At 34.6% G+C, this 24,663-nt stretch carries 20 protein-coding genes and 1 pseudogene; 13 read left to right on the top strand and 8 right to left on the bottom strand.

Annotation, left to right across the window (positions count from 1 at the left end; genetic code table 11):
- Window positions 1-396: 396 nt before the first annotated feature.
- Genes secG through WBP_RS02405 form a run of 3 tightly spaced genes read left to right on the top strand, consistent with a single transcriptional unit; the run spans window position 397 to window position 2,795 of the window.
- The gene (secG, locus tag WBP_RS02415) at window positions 397-717 is read left to right on the top strand and encodes a preprotein translocase subunit SecG (protein WP_167895943.1); all 321 of its coding nucleotides are present in this window, start codon (window positions 397-399) and stop codon (window positions 715-717) included.
- Window positions 717-2,336, top strand: a complete 1,620-nt coding sequence (locus WBP_RS02410) for a CTP synthase (RefSeq protein ID WP_167895942.1) — start codon at window positions 717-719, stop codon at window positions 2,334-2,336. The genes secG and WBP_RS02410 overlap by 1 nt, the downstream gene beginning before the upstream one ends.
- 27 nt (window positions 2,337-2,363) lie before the next feature.
- Window positions 2,364-2,795: a nucleoside deaminase gene (locus WBP_RS02405; RefSeq protein ID WP_011256369.1), complete on the top strand. Its 432-nt coding sequence runs from the start codon at window positions 2,364-2,366 to the stop codon at window positions 2,793-2,795.
- Between the two features lie 49 nt (window positions 2,796-2,844).
- Here the strand turns inward: WBP_RS02405 and WBP_RS02400 are convergent.
- Both WBP_RS02400 and WBP_RS02395 read right to left on the bottom strand, forming a co-directional pair.
- Window positions 2,845-3,706: pseudogene (locus tag WBP_RS02400) on the bottom strand (Rpn family recombination-promoting nuclease/putative transposase).
- 117 nt (window positions 3,707-3,823) lie between these two features.
- Window positions 3,824-5,095 (bottom strand): MFS transporter, encoded by a 1,272-nt coding sequence (locus tag WBP_RS02395; RefSeq protein WP_011256368.1) that lies wholly within the window; start codon window positions 5,093-5,095, stop codon window positions 3,824-3,826.
- Between the two features lie 1,260 nt (window positions 5,096-6,355).
- Here WBP_RS02395 and WBP_RS05655 point away from each other — a divergent pair.
- The 6 genes from WBP_RS05655 to WBP_RS02365 all read left to right on the top strand — a co-directional run bounded on the left by WBP_RS05655 (window position 6,356) and on the right by WBP_RS02365 (window position 9,325).
- Window positions 6,356-6,550: an HK97 family phage prohead protease gene (locus WBP_RS05655; RefSeq protein WP_246166103.1), complete on the top strand. Its 195-nt coding sequence runs from the start codon at window positions 6,356-6,358 to the stop codon at window positions 6,548-6,550.
- 500 nt (window positions 6,551-7,050) lie between these two features.
- A complete protein-coding gene (locus WBP_RS02385; RefSeq protein WP_011256367.1) occupies window positions 7,051-7,281 on the top strand; it encodes a hypothetical protein in 231 nt (76 codons plus the stop codon).
- Window positions 7,282-8,015: 734 nt separating this feature from the next.
- Window positions 8,016-8,387 (top strand): hypothetical protein, encoded by a 372-nt coding sequence (locus WBP_RS02380; RefSeq protein WP_167895941.1) that lies wholly within the window; start codon window positions 8,016-8,018, stop codon window positions 8,385-8,387.
- Between the two features lie 12 nt (window positions 8,388-8,399).
- On the top strand, window positions 8,400-8,597 hold the full coding sequence (locus tag WBP_RS02375; RefSeq protein WP_167895940.1) for a hypothetical protein: 198 nt from the start codon (window positions 8,400-8,402) through the stop codon (window positions 8,595-8,597).
- Window positions 8,587-8,919: a hypothetical protein gene (locus tag WBP_RS02370; protein WP_167895939.1), complete on the top strand. Its 333-nt coding sequence runs from the start codon at window positions 8,587-8,589 to the stop codon at window positions 8,917-8,919. Before WBP_RS02375 ends, WBP_RS02370 begins: the two co-directional genes overlap by 11 nt.
- 187 nt (window positions 8,920-9,106) lie before the next feature.
- Window positions 9,107-9,325, top strand: a complete 219-nt coding sequence (locus WBP_RS02365) for a hypothetical protein (RefSeq protein ID WP_167895938.1) — start codon at window positions 9,107-9,109, stop codon at window positions 9,323-9,325.
- 22 nt (window positions 9,326-9,347) lie between these two features.
- Here the strand turns inward: WBP_RS02365 and WBP_RS02360 are convergent, their stop codons facing one another.
- Window positions 9,348-10,523, bottom strand: a complete 1,176-nt coding sequence (locus WBP_RS02360; RefSeq protein WP_167896312.1) for a CCA tRNA nucleotidyltransferase — start codon at window positions 10,521-10,523, stop codon at window positions 9,348-9,350.
- Between the two features lie 1,230 nt (window positions 10,524-11,753).
- On the opposite strand from WBP_RS02360, the gene ychF reads away from it, so the two are divergent.
- Window positions 11,754-12,848 (top strand): redox-regulated ATPase YchF, encoded by a 1,095-nt coding sequence (ychF, locus tag WBP_RS02355; protein ID WP_167896311.1) that lies wholly within the window; start codon window positions 11,754-11,756, stop codon window positions 12,846-12,848.
- Window positions 12,849-13,422: 574 nt separating this feature from the next.
- Here the strand turns inward: ychF and WBP_RS06030 are convergent.
- Both WBP_RS06030 and glpX read right to left on the bottom strand, forming a co-directional pair.
- The gene (locus tag WBP_RS06030; protein WP_255418248.1) at window positions 13,423-13,551 is read right to left on the bottom strand and encodes a hypothetical protein; all 129 of its coding nucleotides are present in this window, start codon (window positions 13,549-13,551) and stop codon (window positions 13,423-13,425) included.
- Window positions 13,552-13,846: 295 nt separating this feature from the next.
- Window positions 13,847-14,776 (bottom strand): class II fructose-bisphosphatase, encoded by a 930-nt coding sequence (gene glpX / locus WBP_RS02350; RefSeq protein WP_179958985.1) that lies wholly within the window; start codon window positions 14,774-14,776, stop codon window positions 13,847-13,849.
- A 540-nt stretch (window positions 14,777-15,316) separates the two neighbouring features.
- Here glpX and WBP_RS06025 point away from each other — a divergent pair.
- Both WBP_RS06025 and WBP_RS02345 read left to right on the top strand, forming a co-directional pair.
- Window positions 15,317-15,451 carry a hypothetical protein gene (locus WBP_RS06025; protein WP_256366208.1) on the top strand — a complete coding sequence of 45 codons (135 nt, stop codon included), beginning with the start codon at window positions 15,317-15,319 and terminating at the stop codon, window positions 15,449-15,451.
- Window positions 15,452-16,518: 1,067 nt separating this feature from the next.
- Window positions 16,519-16,830, top strand: coding sequence for a hypothetical protein (locus WBP_RS02345; protein WP_167895937.1), 312 nt, complete (start codon window positions 16,519-16,521; stop codon window positions 16,828-16,830).
- A gap of 1,870 nt (window positions 16,831-18,700) precedes the next feature.
- On the opposite strand, the gene ppdK is transcribed toward WBP_RS02345, so the two are convergent.
- Complete coding sequence (gene ppdK / locus WBP_RS02335) at window positions 18,701-21,337, bottom strand: pyruvate, phosphate dikinase (RefSeq protein ID WP_167896309.1); 2,637 nt, start codon at window positions 21,335-21,337, stop codon at window positions 18,701-18,703.
- Between the two features lie 47 nt (window positions 21,338-21,384).
- A complete protein-coding gene (hemJ, locus tag WBP_RS02330) occupies window positions 21,385-21,813 on the bottom strand; it encodes a protoporphyrinogen oxidase HemJ (RefSeq protein WP_167895936.1) in 429 nt (142 codons plus the stop codon).
- 66 nt (window positions 21,814-21,879) lie between these two features.
- Here hemJ and pdhA point away from each other — a divergent pair, with 66 nt between their 5' ends.
- On the top strand, window positions 21,880-22,869 hold the full coding sequence (gene pdhA, locus WBP_RS02325; RefSeq protein ID WP_167895935.1) for a pyruvate dehydrogenase (acetyl-transferring) E1 component subunit alpha: 990 nt from the start codon (window positions 21,880-21,882) through the stop codon (window positions 22,867-22,869).
- 459 nt (window positions 22,870-23,328) lie between these two features.
- On the opposite strand, the gene WBP_RS02320 is transcribed toward pdhA, so the two are convergent.
- The gene (locus WBP_RS02320) at window positions 23,329-24,498 is read right to left on the bottom strand and encodes an RluA family pseudouridine synthase (protein ID WP_167895934.1); all 1,170 of its coding nucleotides are present in this window, start codon (window positions 24,496-24,498) and stop codon (window positions 23,329-23,331) included.
- Window positions 24,499-24,663: the final 165 nt, after the last annotated feature.

Raw genomic sequence — 24,663 nt, 5'->3', positions numbered from 1 at the left:
AAGTAATCAAGCAGTTTTTTCTAATTATTGACTATAGGCAGATCCTTTTTAAACTGCCAAAATTTTCTATCAAACTCTTTGCTACCTGCTTTACGTCAATTCTACTGTATGTTGAGTACAAAATGTACTCTAAAACTTCATAGTAGTCAAGTAGTGATTGTTATTATCTAAAACAATTTTCTCTCTCAGGCGCTTTTTGCGCCCCTTTTTATAATCTTTGACCATTAATAAATCGCTCATTGCGTATCTCTTATAATAAGAAATTAGATCTATAAGTAAAATATTTAATAAATTTCTTCCAGCGCACAATGCTGGCTACTTGAATGACAGGTGCGTATAAGAACTTGACTTATGTGCTTTATGTTCCTAGAATTTTTATTTTCAACCCTATTTATAATGTTAATAATGGTATTAAGTGTATTTCAAATAATATTGGTTATTATATTAGTAATTTTAGTACTCTTGCAGCCACCAGGAAGTAGCTCACTAAGCGGTTTTAGCAATTCGCAGCAAGGATTCAATTCAATAATTCCAGTAAAATCTTCTGCGAATCCGCTCAACAAAATAACAGCCATAGTTGCTGGGTTGTTTATTATGAATACATTACTATTGTCAGGATTGTGTTCAAAAGATGTACATAAAAAATCGATAGCAGAGAAAATTATATTGGAAAAACAACAAGAAAATGAATCTACTTCTGTTCCCTTTGAGAATTGATGAAAGAAGCTAAATTTATTTTTGTAACAGGTGGGGTTGTTTCATCACTTGGCAAAGGTTTAGTCGCTTCAAGTGTAGGTACACTTCTTCAAGCTCACGGCTTTAAAGTTCGCATTAGAAAACTTGATCCATATCTAAATATTGATCCTGGAACAATGAGCCCAACCCAGCATGGAGAGGTATTTGTTACCGAAGATGGTGCCGAAACTGATTTGGATCTTGGGCATTATGAGCGTTTTACTGGAATTAAAGCAACTAAAGACGACAATATAACAACTGGTAAGATGTATCATGAGTTATTGAAAAAGGAAAGACGTGGTGATTACCTGGGCAAAACTGTACAAGTCATTCCTCATGTAACGGATTTAATCAAGTCATTTATTTTTAATGGTACGGAAGGCTTAGATTTTGTGATATGTGAAATTGGCGGGACTGTAGGTGATATCGAAAGTCAACCATTTTTGGAAGCCATACGCCAAATTAGCTATAAACTCGGAAAACAAAGAGTTATTCTTATTCACTTAACCTTGGTGCCATATCTTGCTGTAGCGCAAGAATTAAAGACAAAACCAACACAGCATTCAGTTCGAGAGCTAAATTTTGCAGGGCTGCAGCCAGATATTATATTATGTCGTAGTGAAAAAGAAATTTCTGATAATCAGAGAGGGAAAATAGCCAATCTTTGTAATGTTTCTTTATCTAATGTAATATCCGCTCCTGATGTAAGTCATATATATGAGCTACCTGTCTTATATAATCAATGTGGACTTGGTACACAAGTTTTGGAACATTTTCATTTAAGTAAACCAAAACCAAGTCTGATTGGGTGGAATCAAATAGTGCATTCTATGAGGCACCCAATGCAGGAAGTTACTGTATCTATAGTAGGGAAATACACTGAATTTCCTGATACGTATAAGTCACTAGTTGAGGCATTAAGTCATAGTGCAATTAGTAATAGAATCGAAGTAAAGATAAATTGGGTTAACTCAAGAGAGAAGAGCGGAAAACCTATAAATGAAAAGTTTATGGGGGATAAACTAAGGAATTCTCATGCAATTCTTGTTCCAGGGGGTTTTGGTGACGATGGAATAGAAGGTAAAATGTTAGCGATAAGTTACGCTCGCACAAATAATATCCCATTTTTTGGAATATGCCTTGGTATGCAGCTTGCGGTTATTGAATTTGCTCGCAACGTTATTAAGTTTGAAGATGTACATTCTGAAGAGTTTTATACTTGTAAACACCCAATCATTAAGCTAGCTGGTGATAAAAACGTTGATCTTGGTGGAACCATGAGACTTGGGGCATACAAATGTAATATAAGTCCAAATTCTAAAATGGCGGGTGCATATAGCGATACTATTATTTCAGAAAGACACAGGCATAGATACATAATTAATTTAGATTATAAAGATGATTTAGAAAAGAATGGACTGATATGCAGTGGCATGTCAGAAGATGGAACATATATAGAAGCAGTGGAGTTAGAAAACCATCCATGGTTTATTGGTGTTCAATTTCACCCAGAGTTCCAATCTAAGCCATTTTCTCCTCATCCTCTCTTTGTATCATTCATTAAGGCAGTAGTTAATAAAGTTAAAAAAACAGAAGGTTAACAAGGGAAAGTGTTTAAGTATCAATATATGGAGTTTGCCGTAGAGCAAGCTAAGCTTGCCAAAAAAAATGATGAGATTCCCATAGGAGCTGTGATAGTTAGTGGAGACAATATCATTTCTTTTGCACATAATATATCCAATGATCCAACTGCACATGCAGAGATGTTAGTGATCAGACAAGCATGCGAATTGCTTTCAACGTCAGTACTTTGTAATGCTGACATGTACGTAACATTAGAGCCATGTCCGATGTGTGCTCAAGCTATTTCCTTTGCAAGAATTAAACGATTGTACTTTGGAGCCTATAATTCGAAAGGTGGAGGAATTGAAAATGGTGCTAAAATATTTCAATTTTGCAGCCACGTACCTGAAGTTTATGGTGGGGTATTAGAAACAGAGTGCTCTTTTTTGTTAAAAGATTTTTTTGAGAAATTGAGGGACTCTACCAATTATTATTAGATTTCTTGTATAACCATACACCTAATAGCATTCTGTCATTCTGCCCGCGTTAGGTTAATTGATGAGCGTCTTCTAATCCTGCAATCCTTTCAATTTCACTAATGGAAAGACCAGTAAACTTGACAATAGTGTTGGTGTCAACATTATCAGCCAGCATTGCCTTTGCCACTTCAATTTTTCCTTCTTCTATACCTTCCAAGTTTCTGTTCAAGGATAGCTTCCTCTTTGTACAGATCCATTATTCTTTCTTCATACGCTGTTTAGGTCCTTTTCATCCCAGTGAAACTTGTTTAACTCATCATATGCTTAATTTATTATTAATACTTCTCCTGCTATCTTCTTTAAATTTTTATCCATTGTTTCTTCTGCATACTTAAATAAAGAAACACCAGCGTTCTACTATGCTTGTTAATTGGTCTACTTTACCTTTAGGAAATTTAGATAGTTCAATGAATACGAATTGAAAATCTTGTAAATCATGCTCATTAGTTTCATCGTCTCTTATGGTATGGCTAGATATATAATTGGACTCATCGGGAAATAAAGTACAATTTGATATTGTAATAAAGAAAATCTTTTGTAAATTATGATATCCACCAGATTGCCTTGAGAAGCTTTGGCAACGTAATATTGAGTACGTTTTTCAAAGTCCTTGTCACGAGTGAGCTCCATTTCAACCACAAACTTATTACCAACAGAATCCTTGCAGAGAACACCAACCATGCTTTGTTTCTCAGAAGCAAATTTAGAATTCATAATGACGCTGATGAATTCTATTTCTTGCATAGTATTAACTTCAGTATACCCTAAAACATCGCTCAAAAATGGACAAGAATATTCTTATTTATTCCGTGCCAAAGATCTTCTTGAAAGTCAGGTCCAACTTTATTAAGGAATTTAGAAAGTACTATAATAAATTAACTTAAATAGTATTAATAGTAATACACTATTTTTTCCAAATATTCAACTATATTTTTTAACTTACAATTTTAAGCTTAACTTAACGTGTGTGGCTTATACCGGGATTTTTACCAATCAAAATTTTTATCTTGTGATTTTATTTGCAGTATTGCTATCAAACTGATCAATAAGCAGAAGATTATATAAAGCCCAGCGACAAAATTTATTTGAGGGAACGTTATAGTAAGCCAAGTGCATATCATGGGGGTAAATCCACCATGCAAGGCAAAAGAAATATTGCGTGATAAACTCACTCCACTAAATCTAACATTGGGGGGGAAAAGTTCAGATGCAACTATTCCTATAGGATTGATACCCCTTTCTATTATAGAGAGAGCCATTACACTCAACATAATTATAAGGTAACTTTTATAGTAATATGCAATAGATAACATAGGACAACACAGTATTATCGTAATTATTATAAATAAGATTGCAATGCGCTCTTTCCCTACTCTATCAGCTAACATTCCGAGCGCTATTGAAGATATCGGTATTAATATACTGGTTATAATCAACACAATTTCATTGACATATGTTGTTACATACATCTCAACTTGCACTATTTCTTTTGCAATTGTTCGAAGAAATATGGTAAATCCAACAGCAACATTAACAGGTACGGATATTAAAACGGCAAGTATCAGAGCTCTCTTATAGCGCTTTACAAGCTCTATTATTGGTAAATTAGGCAAATTTCTTTGTTCTCGATTTTTTTCATATGCCGGAGTTTCTCCTAATGTGTATATACTATATGCACTCATTAATCCCCAAATGGCTGAAAAAGTAAACGGCATTCTCCAGCCCCATGCGTTAAAATCAGTGATTTTTTTGCATATGATCACTATCATTACAAAAAGCAGGACACCAATGGAGCGACCAAAACTTATTATCCCAAAAAACATTCCTAGTTTTTTCTTATTGGATAAATGCTCTATGAGATAAACAGAACTTCCTCCTTGTTCTGCGCCTAGTGCAATTCCTTGTGTTACATGGATTGCAAAAAGCAATATAGTAGAGGTTATACCTACTCGACTATAGCCTGGAATAAATGCAACGAGACTAGACGGGATTGATATTAGCAAAATAGCAATTGTTAATGCCATCTTCCTTCCATATCTATCGCCAATGTGACCAAATACAGATGCGCCAAGTGGCCTTACCATAGCACCCAGCCCTGCAATTCCAAACAATTGCAGTATGTTGTAGTAGACATCTTTTGCAGAACAAAACTCTCTACTGATTATGTTAACCAGATCAATAAAGAGCATGTGATCATACCATATTGCGATTCTACAGAGAATTGTTGATATCAACACCCTTGTTTGTTGATTGCACACTAAATTTAATTTGTAAATGTTTGCTTACTTCATTGTGACTGTTTTTTAGTATTTAGTAAAGCTACAACCTGAGCGTATGGATTTGACTTTTTTATTATGGTATATGATAATCAAGATATTATTAAGTTTAGTGGTGAAACTACTATCGATATAGCTATTTAACAGCAGTTATAGCTATAACAAAAATAGCGGTAGCCAGTGCTTTAGCTAGTATGTATAGGTATTCCCTTTATGCTGTTTAAAGGAGTTAAAGAACTCTTAGATTCAAGACGATTGTGTTACAGATGAAGCACTACAACTCTAAAGTGGAAGAAGCAAAAGGAGAAAAAAACTGATAGAGATAGGCTGGAAGCAACAGTTTTATACAGTTGCCATTTCAAGTAACTTTTTTTCGAAGAAATTTATTGTCATTCCAGTACTCCTTTCTTATCGTTCAAGTAGCCTCCTTCTTATGTCATTCCAGCGCAGACGTTGGCGCAATTCATCTGCGGTATCTCTAGACCCCGCTAACAAGTAGCAAGAAATTTATTAAATAGAAAAAAGGTAAAAGACATTCCCTGGCAGATAGTGTTTACTCTCTAATCCTACAAATTGGCGCACTATACTGTCTTAAATGCTTTATAAAGCACGTTCTAGCTTATATAGATAAAAACCAGAGATGTTGTAAAGACATAAGAGTACATATAGTACAAAAAATTAAACATAAGACGCTAACTACGTGATACTTTGTCATTTAATCTGCATAGATTGAAGATAACTGAATACTTTCAGTACTATGGAAATTAGCAAGGTTTATCAAGTAATTTTTTGTACTTCTGTGAGCTATCTAGCTTATCAAATCACAAATGTTCATAAGTTGTTTGTGTGACGTTGGGATGGCTTTGTTGCTTCCATAGTTTCTATTTTGTAATTAAAAATGCTTCCCTCTTTTAGAGTACTGTATATAATAAGGTTGTTTCGCAGTATATTGCAAGTTACTTCAAATAAAATCCCCAATAGCATAATCTACAATGAGGCTTTATGGATAAGAAATTTCTCTGTTCATCCCATTGTTAATAAAAAATATAGGAGAAAACGGCGTATTTTCTGGTTATGTGAGTGTCTTTAATGTAGTCGATAAATAAGTGACCTAATCTTGTTTGGAGCATTTAAAGAGAATTTGAACAAAAATGAGATAAAGCTTCTCTGGCAGCACAATCTTGGTGAGCCCATAGGCAATATTATAAAATTTGTAAAAATGATGTTGGGTTGTATATAACTGTGCGTTTACTTCTAGGTATTCAAAAATCAGAAGAGGCTTACTTAATACTTAAGACTGGGGTAATTAATAATGGACTTTCGATTGGTTATATCATAAGATATAACATTGACCATGAGAGCAGAGCTCTGGTGTTAAAACAAGTGGAACTACAGGAAGTCAGTTTGGTCACCTTTCTTGCAAATTTAGCCAGGTAGTTGACGTAAAAAGTCAGGGTAATGGACAAGAAATGTTGGTAGGAGCAATAAAAAAAGGCAAATGATGTGCTTACAAATATGCATATTTCTATTTAAGGTTTGTTAAATGGGTAGAACTTTGTCTACTTAACATTAAAAACGTTCAGGTCAAGTTTAACATCTGCATTAATGCTTATTTAATTTTTACACTAATATATAATTTAGTTACTATTTCTGGTGATTGTTAGTAAAATTTAGCTTGAAGAAAGTTTTTAGAATTGAAAAAAGGTGAGGTAATTTTATGCTTGGCACAAGTAATGAAATTAATATTAAAAGGGAGGAAAAAGGATATAGCTGATCTACCGTGTTTGCTTATTTATACCTAAAAAACGATTGGGCAGATATTGCCAAAGAGATGGAATAAATGAGCAGAAAATATTCTATATTATAATAAAGCTACTGCAAATAATGGAGTTTAAGCTGATAAGCCTACAACAGTAAATGCAGGTGTTCAAGTTAATTTGATACTTCAAAGTGAAGTAATGAGTAAAGATGAAGGGGTTAAAACTGAAGAAAGTAACGAATTTACTGGTGGAATCTATTTTTGCAGTACCGAGGGTAGTGGGCTAATTGATGATGACTATTCTAATATAGGAGAAGTGAGTACAGAGAAAAATGGAGCATTAGAAGAACAGCTAGGGGATATGAGTCAGGAACTAGAACTCGAACACGTTTGCAAAATGTTTCCTTAAAAGAGGAAAATAGAGAATTGTAGTCTATAATTGAAAAGTTTAAAAAGGGTTATAAGGAATTGACAGAAGCTGCAGACAAACGAGAAGAGGAACTAATTGAATACAACACAGAACTTGTAAACAGAACAAGAAAGCTTTTGGTAGAGTGGAGGAAAAAGACAGGAAATAAAGTAATTTAACAAGGTTAAATGAAGAATTAGAACAGGATAAGAAAACAATAAAGGGTAAAGTTGATGAACAACAAACAGTAAACTATATATGATCAAGAAAAAGGGTCGGAGAGCAAGATGCTTTGATTAAATCACTTGCTGATGAAAATGAGGCTGTTAAGAAGGGTAATGAAGTCTACAAATACAAATAACGGAACTTGAAGATGGAGTTAGTGGGTTAGAAGGTAAAATTAGTAACTTAGGTTATAATAAAGAAGCTCTATCAATCAAATGTGAATATACTGACTGTTCAATTGCAAAGTACTCAAGAACCTAAACAGTAATTGGAGGAAGGAAATAGAGATTTAAATAATCAACTAAGCTATGTAAAGGAAGAGAATCAAAAGATATTAGCCAAGAAGCTAACTTGAATAAAGAAAATGAAAGATTAGCGTAATATGAACGCAGATTAATCAATCAAGTAAAAACATTGGAGGAAGAAAAGAGTAATTTCGAGCAACAAAAGTGACAGAGTTACGATAGACTATAAGCAAGAATGCTGAATTAGAAAGTAAAGTAAGTGAATTGCAAAAAGAAAAAGCTCAGCATGAAAAGCAGTTAAAAGCTATGGAAGAAGCATGCAAAACGTGTGAGGAAAGTCAGCGTGAGTTAGAACGCGAATTGGAGAATTTAGAAAGTCAATTAAGTGCTGTTGAAAAAGAGAAAGAGGACTTAGAAAATGAGTCTGCTGAGTTGCAAAAACAAGTACAGACTTTAAAGGAAGATAAAAAAAATGTGCAAAAAAGATTGACTAAAATGTCTAGCCAAAAGGGTGTAGATCTGGCAAAAAGTAAAAAAGATATTAGCAAGTTTGAAACTGCTTCGTCTAATCAAAAAAAAGAATGGGAGACAGATTCAAAGAAAAAAGCTGAGGAAATAGAAAGGTTGAAACATTAAAGAAGAAATCAGATGAGGAATTACAAGAAGCCAGAGGAAAACTTGCTGAGCAAGAAAGGTTGCTTAAATACCTGGAAGCAGAAAAAAGCAAGAGATATTGCAGTATCATCTATTGCAGCACATACAGAGGCACTTCATGAGAATTTGATATTAAAAGATCAACAGATTGAAAGTTCACCAACTAAAGATGCACAACGAGATGGGAAGTAAAAGGGAAAGATACACAAGGACAAACAGAAGTTCAAAAGCCAGTATAGGAGATGTGGATAAAGTATCTATCACGAAATCAGTTACTGATCCGTTTAACTTACTAAAAAAGCCTTTGCAGGGTCTTGGACGTTTCTTGTCTGATCGAAATATGGATTTAAAAAAGAATTTCCCTGAATTGAGAGAAAAGAATTTTCTTCTCAACTTCTTGAGAGAAACTGTAAAATTCCTCTCAAATAAACAAGACAATAAACTTCAAGATAATGAATTACTTAATTTGTTTAAAAAATTTAAAAAATTTAATAAGGGAAGTTATAGAAGGTAAGGTTAAAGAAGTAGTGATTGACAAGGGTAATAAGTATTATCAGGTTAGCAAAAACACAGATAAAGAGTTACTTGATGGTATCATGTGCAAGAGTAAATTAAAAACCAAATTGCTGCACTCTGTTAAGTAATATATAAAGAGATTAAGATTAAATATAAAAGACATAGCAATAATAGCTGATTCTAGCATGAATAAGTTTTATAACGAAAGAAGTAATAGTAAAAATCCATCAATCCTGCTTAAAGAGATTGTTGTAAAAGAGTTAGCAAATGCTAGGGTGAAAATCTTTTTAGAGAAAGTTAGAGAGATAAATTTGCTACCAAACAACGTGCCTAGCTCTTCTATGAGTCATACTAGTATATTTGTGCTATCACCGAGTAATGTAAGAGTTGTAGGACATGGATAATAAAAATTGTGACAGGCAAAAATTAGAGTAAACTTTTAGCATAAAGCATCAGCTCCTTTTTTGTTAAAGTGTAGGAACTATCTTCCCAATGTTGTCTTAGTAATTTCAAGTTCCTACCTAGATTTTTTCCTGGCTGGTAACCTATATTTATCAAATCATCGCCAGATAAAGGAAATTTCTGGATGTTAAGCGCCTGAGCAAGTGAAATGCACTCATCAACATTTGCTCCGGACTCAACACCACAAACTTTTACTAAATCGCAATATAATTCCTTGCCAAGTAAAGATATATATTTCCTTTGCTCTTTTTCTGTAAGCTCTGTTTTGATATTATTGGATAGTAAAAATAATAGCTTTTTCTTTTGCTTGTTTGAAAGGCGTAAAAACTTACTTACGTATTCTCCAAGGCTCAACCTGTCATTTTTTTCGGTAGTCCTAAGAAGTAACGCTAATTTTACTAGTGCATCAGTGCCAAAAAGAAATGCCGAAGACAGAATTTCGCATTTTACCTCTTTTGGAATAATTTTTTGTAAAACATCAGATTTTTGCATACTCTTAAGTGTTGGAACCGGAGCATCATACTCCAGCAATTTAAACATTTCATCTCTTATTCTCTCTCCAGAGAGGTTATAAATCTTGTGTGCGTGCTTTTTGCATACATTCAATATTTTATCACTCATATCTCCAATGCATATTTTTGCATGAAAACGAAACGCCCTTAAAATGCGCAGATAGTCTTCTTTAATTCTATCTTCAGCGTTGCCTATAAAATTTAATCTTCGTGCTTTCAAGTCCTGAGTACCACCAAAGTAGTCATATATATGGCCGTACTTGTTTGCGTATAGAGCGTTGAATGTAAAGTCGCGTCTCGAAGCATCAGCTCGCCAATTATCGGTAAATTCTACTTTTGCATGTCTACCATCACACTTAACATCATGCCTTAGCGTTGTGATCTCAAAGGGCCTTTGATTTAAAACTGCAGTGATAGTTCCATGTTTTAAGCCGGTTGGAATAGCTTTTATATTATGAAATTTTAGTGCTTCAATTACTTGACTGGGCAGTAAATTGGTGGCTAAGTCAATGTCGTGAACTTTACGCTGCAGAATTGAATCTCTCACGCACCCACCAACAAGCCTCACCTCACCACCAAATTTCTCTATGGCATCAATAATTAAACTAGTTTTATGATCAACTTGCATTTGGGTTGTGTGTATTGTACTCATATTACTGAGATTTTGCAAAAAAGCCCTATATAAAAACATATAGAGTTAACAAGATTTTACAGACTGCTGCTGATGAAATGTTTTTTCTATCCTTGTTTCTTTCATACCATATCTTGGTAAGCCAAAGGATTTTGTTCTTCAGAGCGTTTCATGCACTGCTCTACCCGTTTTATAGCATCACTAATTTCTCCATTAAACTTTCTGCTAATGACTTATCAAACGCTTCTTTCAACCCCTGCTCTCTGACGGCTACCCCTTGAAAAGTTGTAATATTCTGAGATCTCATCTAGCTGAAGTTTTTTTGCTAATAGAAAATCTTCTTACTCTTGCTTTGCTAAACTTTTACTTCTGTCAAGCAATGGTTCAAAATGAGCATCACCTTTGTTTATTATGTGCATGGTAGATTGATTATTATAGTTTAGACTACCTGTTTACGTACTACCTGAAGAACTGATAAGGCTATGTGTGCGACCTATGTCACCAAGACCTCACATATTTTCTAGCGATTTACTCGCTTCAATCTGAGTTAATTTTTTAAAGCCCTTTAGCAAGTGTTCCATAGAATTTAGAGCCCATTATTACTTGTTTAACATTTGCATTAAACCCATCCTCATCCTGAAATATCCATCTTTGCAAAAACTTAAAATATAACCGATTTTTGATTCAAAGGTGCAACTTCATGCCATACTTTCCACAAAGTATTCTACCTTCAACTTCAGGATCATCCCATCTACTATTATCCAAGATATTTTTTACATAGTTATCTGCAATTTCAATGCGAATATTATCACTACTATCGTAGCTGCTTGCAATTGCACTTTGAAACCATTCTGCAGATTTTTTTGCGCAAATTCTTTATAGTCTTTTCACAACTGCTCTACAGTAACTTTTGATTCCCTTCTGCTGTCTTAAGCTTTGTTTGAATGAGGTTAAAAAACAATTTCCATTACCAATTGCTTGCCCTACATGGAAATTATCAGTGTAGGGGCTACTACTTGAAAGAGTTATTTCCTGCCCTGAGCTCTTGAACCTTTTCGCACTTTCAATGTCTTGAAAATCACTTAGTAGTTTCCGGTTTTTGAGCTGTAGTCATAGTTTCTCACCTTAATTATATATTACTATATCAGTAAAGTTGTTAATAAATAACTAATTAAGTATAGCAAAAATTCTTAAATCATGTAACAATTGTGGTTTTATATGGTAAATATGAGCTTTAACTGCGGCATAGTTGGGTTACCGAACATAGGGAAATCAACTTTATTTAACGCACTTACACAATCAAGTGCAGCTGAAGCTGCAAATTACCCCTTTTGTACAATCGAACCAAATATTGGCAAGGTGCCAATAAGAGATCAGCGTTTGAGACAAATCGCAGCAATTGCCGGTTCAGAAAAGGTAATCTACAATCAGCTAGAAGTCGTGGATATTGCAGGTCTGGTAAAGGGTGCGAGTAAGGGTGAAGGGCTCGGTAATAAGTTTTTGAGTCATATCAGAGAAGTTGATGCCATCGTTCATCTGCTTAGGTGCTTTATGGACGACGGTGTTAACCATGTGCATAATGAAATAGATCCAATATCAGATGCTGAGGTAGTGGAAATGGAATTAATTTTGGCTGATATTGATAGCATAGAAAAGAGGCTACCTCAATTAGAAAAGAAAGCAAAGCAGGGTAATAAGGAGCTAAAGAGGCAACTTGATTTGATGCAGGAGGTTTTAGCTACTTTAAAACTCGGTAAACCTGCAAGAAGTTTAGAATGTAGTGATAGAAATGAAATGAAATCACTTCAATTGCTGACGGCAAAGCCTGTTATGTACGTCTGCAATGTTGAAGATACAAATATTATAACGGGTAATAAACTATCTCAAAAGGTGAAAAAAATAGCAGAAGAGAACAAAAATAAATTTTATTGCATCTCAGCAAAACTTGAGTCAGATATTGCAAATCTTGAAAGTGAGGAGGAAAAACAGAGTTTTTTATCAGAATTTGGCCTGCAAGAGTCGGGACTTGATGGAGTAGCGCGTATTATGTATGAAGTGCTAAGTATGATAACCTTTTTTACTGTTGGCCTCAAAGAAGCACGAGCGTGGCCAATAAAAATAGGGTCAACGGCTGATAAAGCAGCTGGTGTAATTCACAATGATTTTGAAAAAGGTTTTATAAAAGCAGAAACGATAAGTTTTGCAGATTATGTAAAATATAGAAGCGAATCGGCTTGCAAAGACGCAGGCAAGATTCGCTTCGAAGGCAAGGATTATATTGTACAAGACGGTGATATAATGCACTTTAGGTTTAATGTGTAGCAGCCCCTTGCTGAAGGGAAGAAACTCCTTTTTCTACAGTTATTTTCTCATCAATGATAGAGTTAGATATACCGATGATGATATTCTCATATGGCTGTGTGTCCTTCTTTTTCTCATACAGTGTTTATTAAACTAGACATTCTCTAAAACTTCACGTAAAGCTTTACCTTTTATAGACACAGCCTAGTTTTGCTCAGCTAGTTCTAAAATGTCCTTTAGTCAATATTTTTACCGTCGATGGATAACTTCCTAATACTAGTTTGATCAGGATTTATATTTAAAACAGCAAAATAGTTAAGGCCTTTTCCAGACTTATCTTTTGCACCCTAACTAATTTCAATGTTACATATTGCAAGTTCTACGAAAGAGTAGTTTTTCTCCTGTTTCTCATTCTTCACAATTATTAGTATTCTTTTACTATTGCTGTATATTTTTACTCTTTACAAATATTACCGATTATGTCCTGAATATACTACGTGATATTTATTAAAGAAAGCAGCTAAATCACTATTTAAAAATTCTTTTGCATCATACTCTCCTTTATTAACTCTATCCAAATATATATTCATCTTCTCTATAAACTTCTCTTTAGCTTGAACATTACCACCAGCGTGGCAATAAAAAGGGAAACATTCTTATTTCTTCCATAGTATTTTGCTATTTTGTTAAATGGATTTGCCTCTTTACCTTCATCATAATTCATGTCATACGAAGGATAATTAAATGGTCGACTTGAGAAATCTAAATTGTCAAAACCTGATAGTATGCTTTATATCTCAGGATTATTATCAAATTTACGCTTGTCTTAAGAAACCACTTGTATGATCAGTTTCTCTTGTAAAGCAATATTGACATCTGTATTTTCCACAGAAGATTTAAATCCCTTGAACCATTCAAATAATCCCATATCATACCTCTTTCGATTTTACTAAAATTAGTATATCTTAATGTTAGTGCATTGTAAATGCTAAAATTTATGTGTGTTAAAACTAAGGAAATTAGCATAAATTTTGTATTGTTTGCAACTTTATCACCTTATTATGCAACATTATTAAAGAACTAGTTGAGCAGATGTTATGACCAAATTTAACCCCATCTACAAGCTCTCCGCTTGTTACTCCAGTTGCAATGAACACTGACTCACCTTTTACCATATCTTTTATAGAGTAGATTTTTTCTAGGTCATCAATATTCAAAATTTTTGCTCTTTCTTTTGACTGATGTGTGTCAAATATTAATCTTCCCTCCATTTGTCCGCCTATTGAACTTAACGCTGCAGCTGCAAGCACTCCTTCTGGTGCTCCTCCTATGCCAATATATATATCGTGGCTGCCATTAATTAATGAAACTATAGCAGCAATATCACCATCATCTATCAATTTAACTCTTGCTCCTAACTTCCTGATTTTTAATATTAAATTATTGTGCCTCTCACGTTTAAGTATAGTTACTGTAAGATCATTTACTTCACATTTTTTTGCTTGGGCTAGATTGTCAAAATTTTTTTCAACACTATTTTTTAGTGAAACTACACCTATTGGAAGATCTTTTCCTATCGCTATTTTTTCCATATAGATATCTGGTGCATGTAAAAAGTCACCTTTTTTCGCTGCAGCAAGAACGGACATTGCACCTTGTTTATAGTGAGCACAAATTGTAGTACCTTCAAGTGGGTCAACAGCAATATCGATCTCAGGACCGTTTCCAGTGCCAACCTTCTCTCCAACATATAGCATCGGTGCTTTATCTCTCTCACCCTCACCAATTACAATTGTGCCATTTATTTCCATCGAATTTAGTACCGTCCGCATTGCATCAACTGCAACCTGATCAGCCTTTTTTTCATCACCTAAGCCCACCAACTTATATGCGGCAAGTGCTGCAGCTTCAGTTACTTTAATTAATTTATATGTTAGATTTTCTATCATTTACTCGAGAACTAAGTATTCAGTATATATCATGCCATTTGAGATTGCAAGATGTCTTGACTAATTGTAAGGAGGCCATTCATTAGAAGATCTACTAACTAAAACATGCAACTGAAAATGATAAACTCACGTATTAAAAATCTTCTCCTTAACAACAGACTTACTCTCCTCTCAACAAGAGCAAATAACTGCAGCGTTAACCAAGGAAGAGGAGCAAAACATATCTGATATTGCAGGGAATAAAGCGGAAACTAACTTGGCAGATCCTGATGACTCCAGAGATGCTCAATTTACCATGCTATACGATAAGATAAAGTTCATAGCCAAAAGCCCTGAAATAGAGGCTTAAAAGTTTTATGGAGAACTAAAAAAAAGGAGAAGTAACAGATGAAAAAATTTTTGACTCACTTGTAGATTCCATCAGTTTAAAAAGGCAAGATATTTTAAGCGATTATGGTATCTTTCTAAGAGTTATTGAATTATTTGTACAGTTAGGCATTCAAGTTAAGAGAAGCCCTGGCAGTAGAACTATGGTTGGACATGACTGTAACAAATGAACAGCCTGGAGTTGTAAAGATATTTTTAGAAAGTGGTAAATTTGATGAAGAGGAAAAATTGTATGCTTTGAATGATGCTACTGTTCAGGGAAATGTTCAAGAGTTTAAGGTATTTTAAGATTATATAGATCATGCGAAAATACTAGAGTCCTTCGATATAGTTCCTTGCAATGAAAAAATTGACATTATGAAGGTGCTTTTAGATAACAAAAGATTTATAAGGGAGAAAAGATTAATGCTCTGGGTAATACTTTTATAGATGATAGTCTACCAAAGGTTAGGCTACTTTTAAAGTATATGATAAATATATTAGAACTAATATAAAAATCTTCTAGAAATAATTACAGAAAGTAAATTCTCGCTTAAGAAAGAGCTTAAAATAGACTCTGAATTTAAAGTTGACTTCGACAATTCTTGATCACACTCTAAATACCTCTCAAACTGTGTAATAATTGTACTGCTTAGATCAGCAATAAACAAAAGGAGAAGCAAAACACATCTGATGCAGAAGAAAATGGGGCAGAATCCAGCAGTAGTAATAAAGATAGTGTAAAAACTATTGTGCTGAGTGGCGATTTTATTAGATAATTATAAACTCTATAGCATGGGACCTTAGCTCTGAAAGCTTACAACTGAAATTAAGTAAGTAAAGAATTAGTCTTCAAAGTAAGTGTGAGTAAGGTGCTGTGTTAGGAAATGGATTATTGGATCATGCAATTAAACACAATCAAAAGCATTCAAAAGTTATAAAGTTTCTCTTAGAAGATGGGGTGACCACCATTAATGCAATCGGCCAAGAAGGAAGATATTATGTTAGTAAATTGAGGAGAACAAGTCTATATTATGCTCTGTTGTTCCTGATATTAATGACAGTAATACTGAAATTCTAAGCACGCTACTGCAAAATATTAATGCAGAGCAATTAAAACTAAATCTTAAAAGTGAGTTGTACGTATTATACCAACAATTGAGGGATGATGCATTTTGTACTGCTACTTCGGAACGTAATTCTATAGCGGCAATGGTGCTAGTACGGAATGATTAAGTAAGAAAGTAATTGCATCGCATGAATCAGCAGTAAATGGGGGTGGGATGCCTGTAATAACAGAAACTGATCAGGCTACTATACCGCTGAATATAGAAGAAAATAAACCGTAACCCAGTGAAAATGCTGATAATAAACCAGTGTCTCCTATATCAATAAAAGAAACAAATGCTGACCAATTACCAAATGAAAAAGGAACTAGATATAAAGAAAATAAGGAGTATTTTTATACCTCACTAAAGAATGATGCTATTGGAGTTGTGATTACAGGATTATTCATCACTGCTGCTGTGATGGTTCCATCTGTAGTTGGTGCGGTAATTTGCGGTATTGTAGCTGTTTTAGTTGTGATAACTACTATACTACATGCAATAATTTCTACATTATCAAGTTATAGAGAGATGGAAGAAAATAAAGTTGAGCACGTAAATTCACAAGCTATAAAAATATAGAATATCATCCAATGTTCTTCCTCTTGTCATCGCAATGTCAAGCATATAGCTGTACGAACAGTAACCGTTTACAAATTGTGGAAATGAATAAAGAATTAAGCAGTAACAGTTACTAGATTCTGTAACTTTTGAAAGGAATTTTGGCCATTTAGACGCGAAGTTAAAATATCGACAACATCTTTTATGAATCTTTCTCCACGTTCTGACCAAGTGAAAAAGCTGTTCTTACAATAGATTACATAGCGCCTCATTTACCGTTCTGCAAGGTTATTGGTTGTATCTATCACTTCAAGTTTTCGTAAAAACTTCCATATCCTCAGATCTTAACATCTTGGCAGCCATCCTCAAAGTTTGAGTACCATTTATAACCCTAGTCATTTTACACAAAAGATGTTCTACCCTTTTTCAAAATTTTTACATTAGTTGATAAAATCTTAAATCATCTACCAAATTTTATTTTTTTGCTTTTGTACCACAAATACTCTGTTGTTGAGTGACTTGAGCGCCTGGCCAATTTTGCTCACTTCAATATTTTTACTATACGCAAATCTTTCAAAATCTCTTGTCAAATGTGTCCAACATATCTATCTATTTTCAAGACTAAAATAATTGTACACAGCGTATTGTTACTTACAACTATGCCATTGTATTCTGGCAGTAAACTTTGCAACACCTTCTTGCCACGAGACTCGGTCATCTTTAGAAGTGTCAGAGCGCTTTGTTGTTATTACCCAACCCAGCCTCTTTCTCCTTGATTTCTGTGCTATGTTTCATCTATATGCAGGTTTCTTTCAATTCTTCCTTCATTTTCTCATATTCAGATGCGCATCTTTTGATACTCTGTGCTCAGTCTTTGATACTAAACTAAGACTTATATTGAGGTTAAATATACTGCTTAAAATTTGTTGTACTTTTCTTTTCGAGTTAATAAAAAAGCCACTTAGGCTGCTAATTGTTGTTTTAGCATTGAACCCTAGAAGACATCTTGAAACCCCCATGGTTAAACTAGCTGAACCCTTCCTATCACAAGCTCTGTAATAGTTTCTTTGCAACCTGTACTCAGTTACGATTAGTTTGATTTCTGGTAATTCTTACCTTTTAATGGACAATTTCATCTTCTAAAACAACCTTATTTCCACACACACAAACCTGATAAAATTGTATAGTCTACTACTATATTTGCTACCATCAAATCTCACTTATATACCTTATGCCCTGGCTGACCTCCTGGTTTTTTATCACTTTTCTTTTTTGTTTTTTTGCGATATATATCTTGCGATGGTGGTAGAGATGAACTTTTTGAGTTCAGCCCAGTTTATCTTCTAGCTCAATTATTTTTGCTTTTAAGCCATCATTTTCTATAATCAGAGCCTTTATTTCTTCTTTGAGATTAGCGTTTTTTGATTTGTACGCCACAATCTTTTCTGCAGCCCTGTTATCATACCCACTCCATACTTAGCTTCTCATGTCTTTACACTTTTACAATCACTTTGTAAATCCCTTATCTCCGTGAACGGTTATAAGAAATTTAATAAGTAGAAAAAAGGTAAAAAAATCCGCATAGTAGATAGTTATTTACTTTCTAATCCTGAAAATTGGTGTTCTATACTGCCTTAAACGCTTGATAAGTACAACACATAATATTAGGTACAATAAACCAACTCTACTACAAAAAAAATCTAGAAAGAATATAGGAAAAATACCATAAAAATTAAATATACACCTAGACTTTGAATTACAAAACAACTTTATTATTTATAATAAAGAGGCTGGTAAGATTTGTCAAGTGTTTTTTTTGCATTTTTGGTATACATTTATTCTGAAATATTGCAATTCGTGCAGTACGCCCTGGAATGGTACGTACCATTTGCTATTGTTTTCCGCTTATCCAAGCACACTTAGATTTCTGAGCCGCCACAAGCTTTGCAATTGGTACTCTATAAGGTGAACATGAGATGTAACTTACCCCTGACTTGATAAGAAACTCTATGGATCTTGGATCTGCTCCGTGCTCTCCACATACACCAAGTTTAATTTCTTTTCGGGTTTTTTTTCCTCTTTCAATAGCTATTTTAATTAACTCCCCTACCCCTTCGACATCTAGTACTTCAAATGGATCGTTTTCAAATATATTATTTTCTTTATAAGAATTGAGGAAATTAACTGAATCATCTCTTGAGAGCCCCATAGTTGTTTGCGTTAAATCATTAGTGCCAAAACTAAAAAACTCTGCATGTTTTGCTAACTTATCAGCAATCAGTGCTGCCCGTGGTAGCTCTATCATCGTTCCAATTGAATAGTTCACATCGAAATTTTTAGCCTCTTTTTTTAATAACTCGCATATCAAGATAAACTCTTTTTCGCTCATGATAAAAGGAATCATAATTTCTGGCTTAACTTCTGCCTTTTTTTCCTTCTTTAACTCGTCCACGGCACTGAGTATTGCCCTGGTTTGCATGCTATATATTTCAGGATGAGAGATGGCAAGCCTGCAGCCTCGGTGGCCAAGCATTGGGTTTTTTTCTGATAACTGTACTATTTTGTTTTTTACTGATTCAACTGACTTATTCAGTGATTTAGCAATCTTTTCTATAGTAGATTGATTATCGGGTAAAAACTCATGTAGAGGTGGATCAAGCAAACGTATAGTAACCTCCCTGCCCCCCATAATGGAAAATATCTCTTTGAAATCGGACTTTTGCATTTCCTCTAACTTGCTTAATGCACTTGCTCTTTCGGTTTTGTCGTCAGCTATTATCAATCTTTGAATGAACTCAATCCTGTTACTAGCAAAAAACATATGCTCTGTACGGCATAAACCTATGCCTTCAGCACCGAATTCTTTAGCAATTTTTGCATCTTTTGGAGTATCAGCATTCGCTCTCACTTTAATCATTTTAGTTTCATCTATCCAGTTAATTATCGTTTTGAATTCTTGCGATAACTCAGGTAAAATTGTGGGAAGGATGCCGAGCATAACTTCACCTGTTCCTCCATTGATGGTTATTGGTTCCCCTTTATTTACTGTTGTATCTCCTACAGAAAAGAAATTTCCGTTTTTATCGATATGAAGTCCATTTACACTGCAAATGCATGGTTTACCCATCCCGCGGGTTACAACGGCAGCATGCGAAGTCATTCCTCCTCGTGCTGTTATTATACCACTTGCAGCATTCATTCCGTTGATATCTTCAGAGCTCGTTTCTAGCCTTACTAAAATTATTTTTTTGCCCTGTTCTGCAGCTTTTTCCGCATCACTTGCGCTGAAAACTACACATCCTGAAGCAACACCTGGAGAAGCTGGCAGTCCCTTCCCTATTACTTTTTGATCGCCTCTAGCTTCGAGAACTGGATGTAATAAATTATCAAAAATTTTTGGATCGATTTTTAGTATTCCTTCTTCTTTTGTAATTGTTCCTTCGTTTACCATATCAACTGTTATACGAACAGTAGCTTCAGCTGTACGCTTACCAGATCTAGTTTGTAGAATCCATAACTTGCCGCCCTGCACAGTAAATTCGATATCTTGCATGTCTTTATAGTGCACCTCAAGTTTTTTACATACCTCACATAATTCTTGATAAACGCTTGACATTAACTTTTCCATGGTGTTTTCTTGCTTCCCATTAATCGGTATAGGAGTATAGACACCAGAAACCACATCTTCACCTTGAGCATTGACCAAGAATTCACCAAAACATTTTTTTTCTCCAGTTGAAGGATTGCGTGTAAATATCACACCAGTTGCGGAATTATTATTCAGATTACCAAAAACCATCGCTTGTACATTAACTGCAGTTCCAAGGTTTTCAGGAATATTATGTATTTTTCTATAGGAAACAGCTCTTTCATTTTGCCAAGAAGCGAACACTGCATTTACTGAGCTTAGCAGCTGCTCTTCAATGTCCTGCGGAAAATGTTTCTCTGTTTTTTCATGCACTATCTTTTTGAAATCGCAAACAATCCTCTTTAAAACATCAACATTAAGATCAGCTAAACTTTTTGCTCCATTTTTTTGTCGTTCATTATCAATAATGCTTTGAAATAGTTGGTGGTCGAGTTGTAATACAACATTGGAATACATCATGATGAAACGGCAGTAGCTATCGTAAGCAAAACGTTCTCCGCTTTTTTTTGCAAGACCAATGACGGTTGTATCATTTAAGCCAGCGTTTAAAATTGTATCGAGCATGCCCGGCATTGAATTAACACTACCGGAACGTATTGAAACCAATAAGGGATTATTTGAATCTCCAAATTTGCAACCAATATCATTTTCGAGTATTGTCATGTATTCTTTGATTGTGCTACATAGGTCGTCAGATAGTCCATTACCTTGGTAATAACTTTTACAAGCAGAAGTGGAAATTGTAAAACCAGGTGGAACGGGAATACCAATGTTACACATTTCTGCTAGATTTGCTCCCTTCCCTCCTAGCAGACTTTTCATTTCTGCATTCCCTTCACATTTGTCCTGACTAAAGTAGTATATTAACTTTTCTTCCATTGTTTCTGGTTTTTCTTGACAAACATATTTCACATAAACAGTATCCACTAAAATGGCTTCACAACAATCATAATAACTATGATTATTATCAATACCGTGACCATCTCATTTAAAACGCGAAAATAAACGTGATTCTTTTCATTTGAACCCATTGCAAACTTCTTCCTGTGCATTGCAAGTAGCCCATGAATACCAAACATAAAAAACAATGCTAGTGCTTTTACATGAAACCACCCTTCGCGGTACGCTTCCCTAATAATCATTAATGCAATCCCAAAACTGAGTGAAAAAAGCATTGCAGGGTTTATGATGTATCTTAAAAATCTCCTTTCCATTGTTTGAAGTAAGCTGTCATTTTCTGATCCTGGCTTTACAGTTGCGTGGTAAACATACAGCCTAGGCAAATAAAGCATACCTGCCATCCACATAATGACGGAAATAATATGAAAAGCCTCGAGCCAGTGGTAATAATCCATGTAGATATTGTTACAAGATATTAAAAATTTCTGATATTATCTCAGTTTAACGAAAAAGAAATCAAGATGAAAGCAGAAAATTTCACTAAAGAGCAGGTAATTGAATTTTACAGAAAAATGCTACTCATACGCAGATTTGAGGAAAAGGCAGGGCAATTATATGGAATGGGACTAATAGGTGGATTTTGTCATCTATCAATAGGACAAGAAGCAGTTGCAGTTGGGACTTACGCTGCATCAAGACATGGTGATGCTTTTGTCACAAGTTATAGGGACCATGGTTTAATGCTTGCATGTGACTCCAATCCAGATGTTGTGATGGCAGAGCTGACCGGTAAAGAAACTGGGTGTTCAAAAGGTAAAGGTGGCTCAATGCATATATTTGATGTTGAAAAGCAATTCTTTGGTGGACATGGAATAGTGGGTGCACAAGTTCCAATTGGCACAGGAATAGCATTTGCTAACAGATATAAGAAAAAAGATAATGTGGTATTCACGTATTTTGGTGATGGTGCTGCAAATCAAGGGCAAGTGTATGAATCATTTAATATGGCATCTTTATGGAAGTTACCTGTGGTTTACATCATAGAAAATAACGAATATGCGATGGGGACCTCCGTGCAAAGGTCAACTTTAGTAACTGAGCTATATAAGAGAGGGGAGAGTTTTGGTATTCCTGGGAAGCAAGTTAATGGAATGGATTTCTTTTCTGTTTATGCGGCTACAAGCGAAGCAGCTGAGTATGCGCGTAGCGGAAAAGGACCTATTTTACTTGAAATGGAGACATATCGATATCGCGGCCATTCGATGTCAGATCCTGCTACTTATCGTTCGAAAGAAGAAGTTGAAGATATGAAGCAAAATCATGATCCTATAAGCACTTTAAAGAAGTGCATTATAGATAATAAAATTGCTTCAGAGGAAGAATGTAAAGCAATTGACAAGGAAATACGTGATTTAGTGAAAAAGTCAGAAAGTTTTTCCAAAAATAGTGAAGAGCCAAACATTGATGAGCTATATACTGACGTTTACAAGTCTGCCAGCCGTTCATTGTAGATTAAACATAAAATTCTTTGATAAACTTCGCCAGCTCCCATAACACTGAAGTTAGTTATTTATCTTCTCTGTACAGATTAAACGAAAAAAACTTAACATATCTGGCGTCTCATGTTTAATTTTTTGCATTGTGTGCACCTCATGTCTTTTATATTATTGTCTGCATTATTAGCTAGTGCTGTAAATCATGCTTGCTGAGCGCTAAAAACATTAAAAAAACGCCAACTGATAAAATGATAATGGATAACCAGCTGCCACGGGGATTTTTTTGCCTTTTTTTACTTAGTAAATTTCTTAAATATTTACAGCTAAAGGTTAGTCGCAATTTAAAAAGCAGCTAATCATTAAGCGTTTGGAATAAAAAACGCTAATATTGAAAGTACATAGTAAATAACTAGCCACCACAGGACTTCTTTTGCCTTTTTTTAAGCCACTGCTTTGCAAGCTAGCATTTGTTACTCAAAAGGAAGTGTGTAGTGCTTCAATGGACTTTTTGATGTGCTCAGGGAGAGGGGCAGTAATAGTGATTTTTTTATTATTTGGTAGTTTTAAAGATAAAGAATATGAGTGGAGATGGATTTTACTCGCTATGCCATCAACAAAAGCTTTTTTACCACCATATTTACCGTCACCAAGAATAGGACAGTTTATATAGGCTAAATGTGTGCGCAACTGATGAGTTCTGCCGGTAATTGGCTGTAATTTTAAATAAGCAACCGATCTGGTGTCATTCCGGCACATGATACTGGAATCCAGTTTTTTGATTGAAAATGTTGTATAGTGTGCTTGTTTATGATCAGTTTTGCTGGATACCAGTATCGGGGCACTGAGATGACAAAGGAGAGCACTGGGGTAACAGGAAGAAAGGCTGCTTAGATGACACACTCTTGATAGACTTAAATTACAATGTTCGTACAGCTGTGTATCAGCTACTTGAATAATAGGGCGTTGCACGAGAGGTTTATTGAGTTTAAATTTTGCTATAATCGAAAAACGCGTAGTGGCATCCTGGGGTGAATTTTTGTCAATGACCACTTTCTCTTGGCCTGAAACATATTTCTTCACCAATGGGTAGTCTATTACTCCTCTATTCTTACTTGGTATGCCAGAGGTTAATGCTAAGTAAGTTTTTTTTACTCTCCGTCCTTTAAATTCCTCCATAAGGTATCTGGCAACATTAGCATTACGTGCAAATATTATTGCTCCACTTGTGTCTCTATCTAGTCTATGGACAATTTTAAATGTTTCTCCCTCTCTGACTTGATCAAGCAAATCACTAATACTAATCTTTACTTTTATGCCACCTTGAACAATTACTCCTGCAGGTTTGTTAATGGCTAATATATATTCGTCCTCATATAATATGTTGCTTCTTAACAGCTCTACCAACTTTTCATTATGTTTACAGTCAGAATTAGCGTTTTCAATATAATCTAAGTATTTTATCGTTATAATTTGTCCAGAGTTTACTCTATCACTAGATTTAGCTTTGCAGTCATTAACTTTGATCAGTCCTCTCCTTAAAGACTTCTCAATTACGGATTGCTTTAAATTGGGAAAGATTCTTCTGATGTACCTGTCTAGTCTAACGTTATTATCTTTTACTGATATGGTTTTTATATTCTCCATTTACTCTATTTGGATAAACACCAGTGTCAGTTATTTGCATGACATAAGAAAGTATAGCACAAAATATACTCTACGAAATCACTTGTTAGGATGTCATTTCAGTAAGCAGAGCTGGAGCTTAGTAGGATCTATTGTCAAGAACTACATGTACCATCTAGCAAACAG

The sequence above is a fragment of the Wolbachia endosymbiont of Brugia pahangi genome, assembly GCF_012030695.1.
Classification (GTDB): Bacteria; Pseudomonadota; Alphaproteobacteria; order Rickettsiales; family Anaplasmataceae; genus Wolbachia.
The sequence above is the reverse complement of the archived record's forward strand: the minus strand, read 5'-3'. Positions and strand labels throughout refer to the sequence as shown.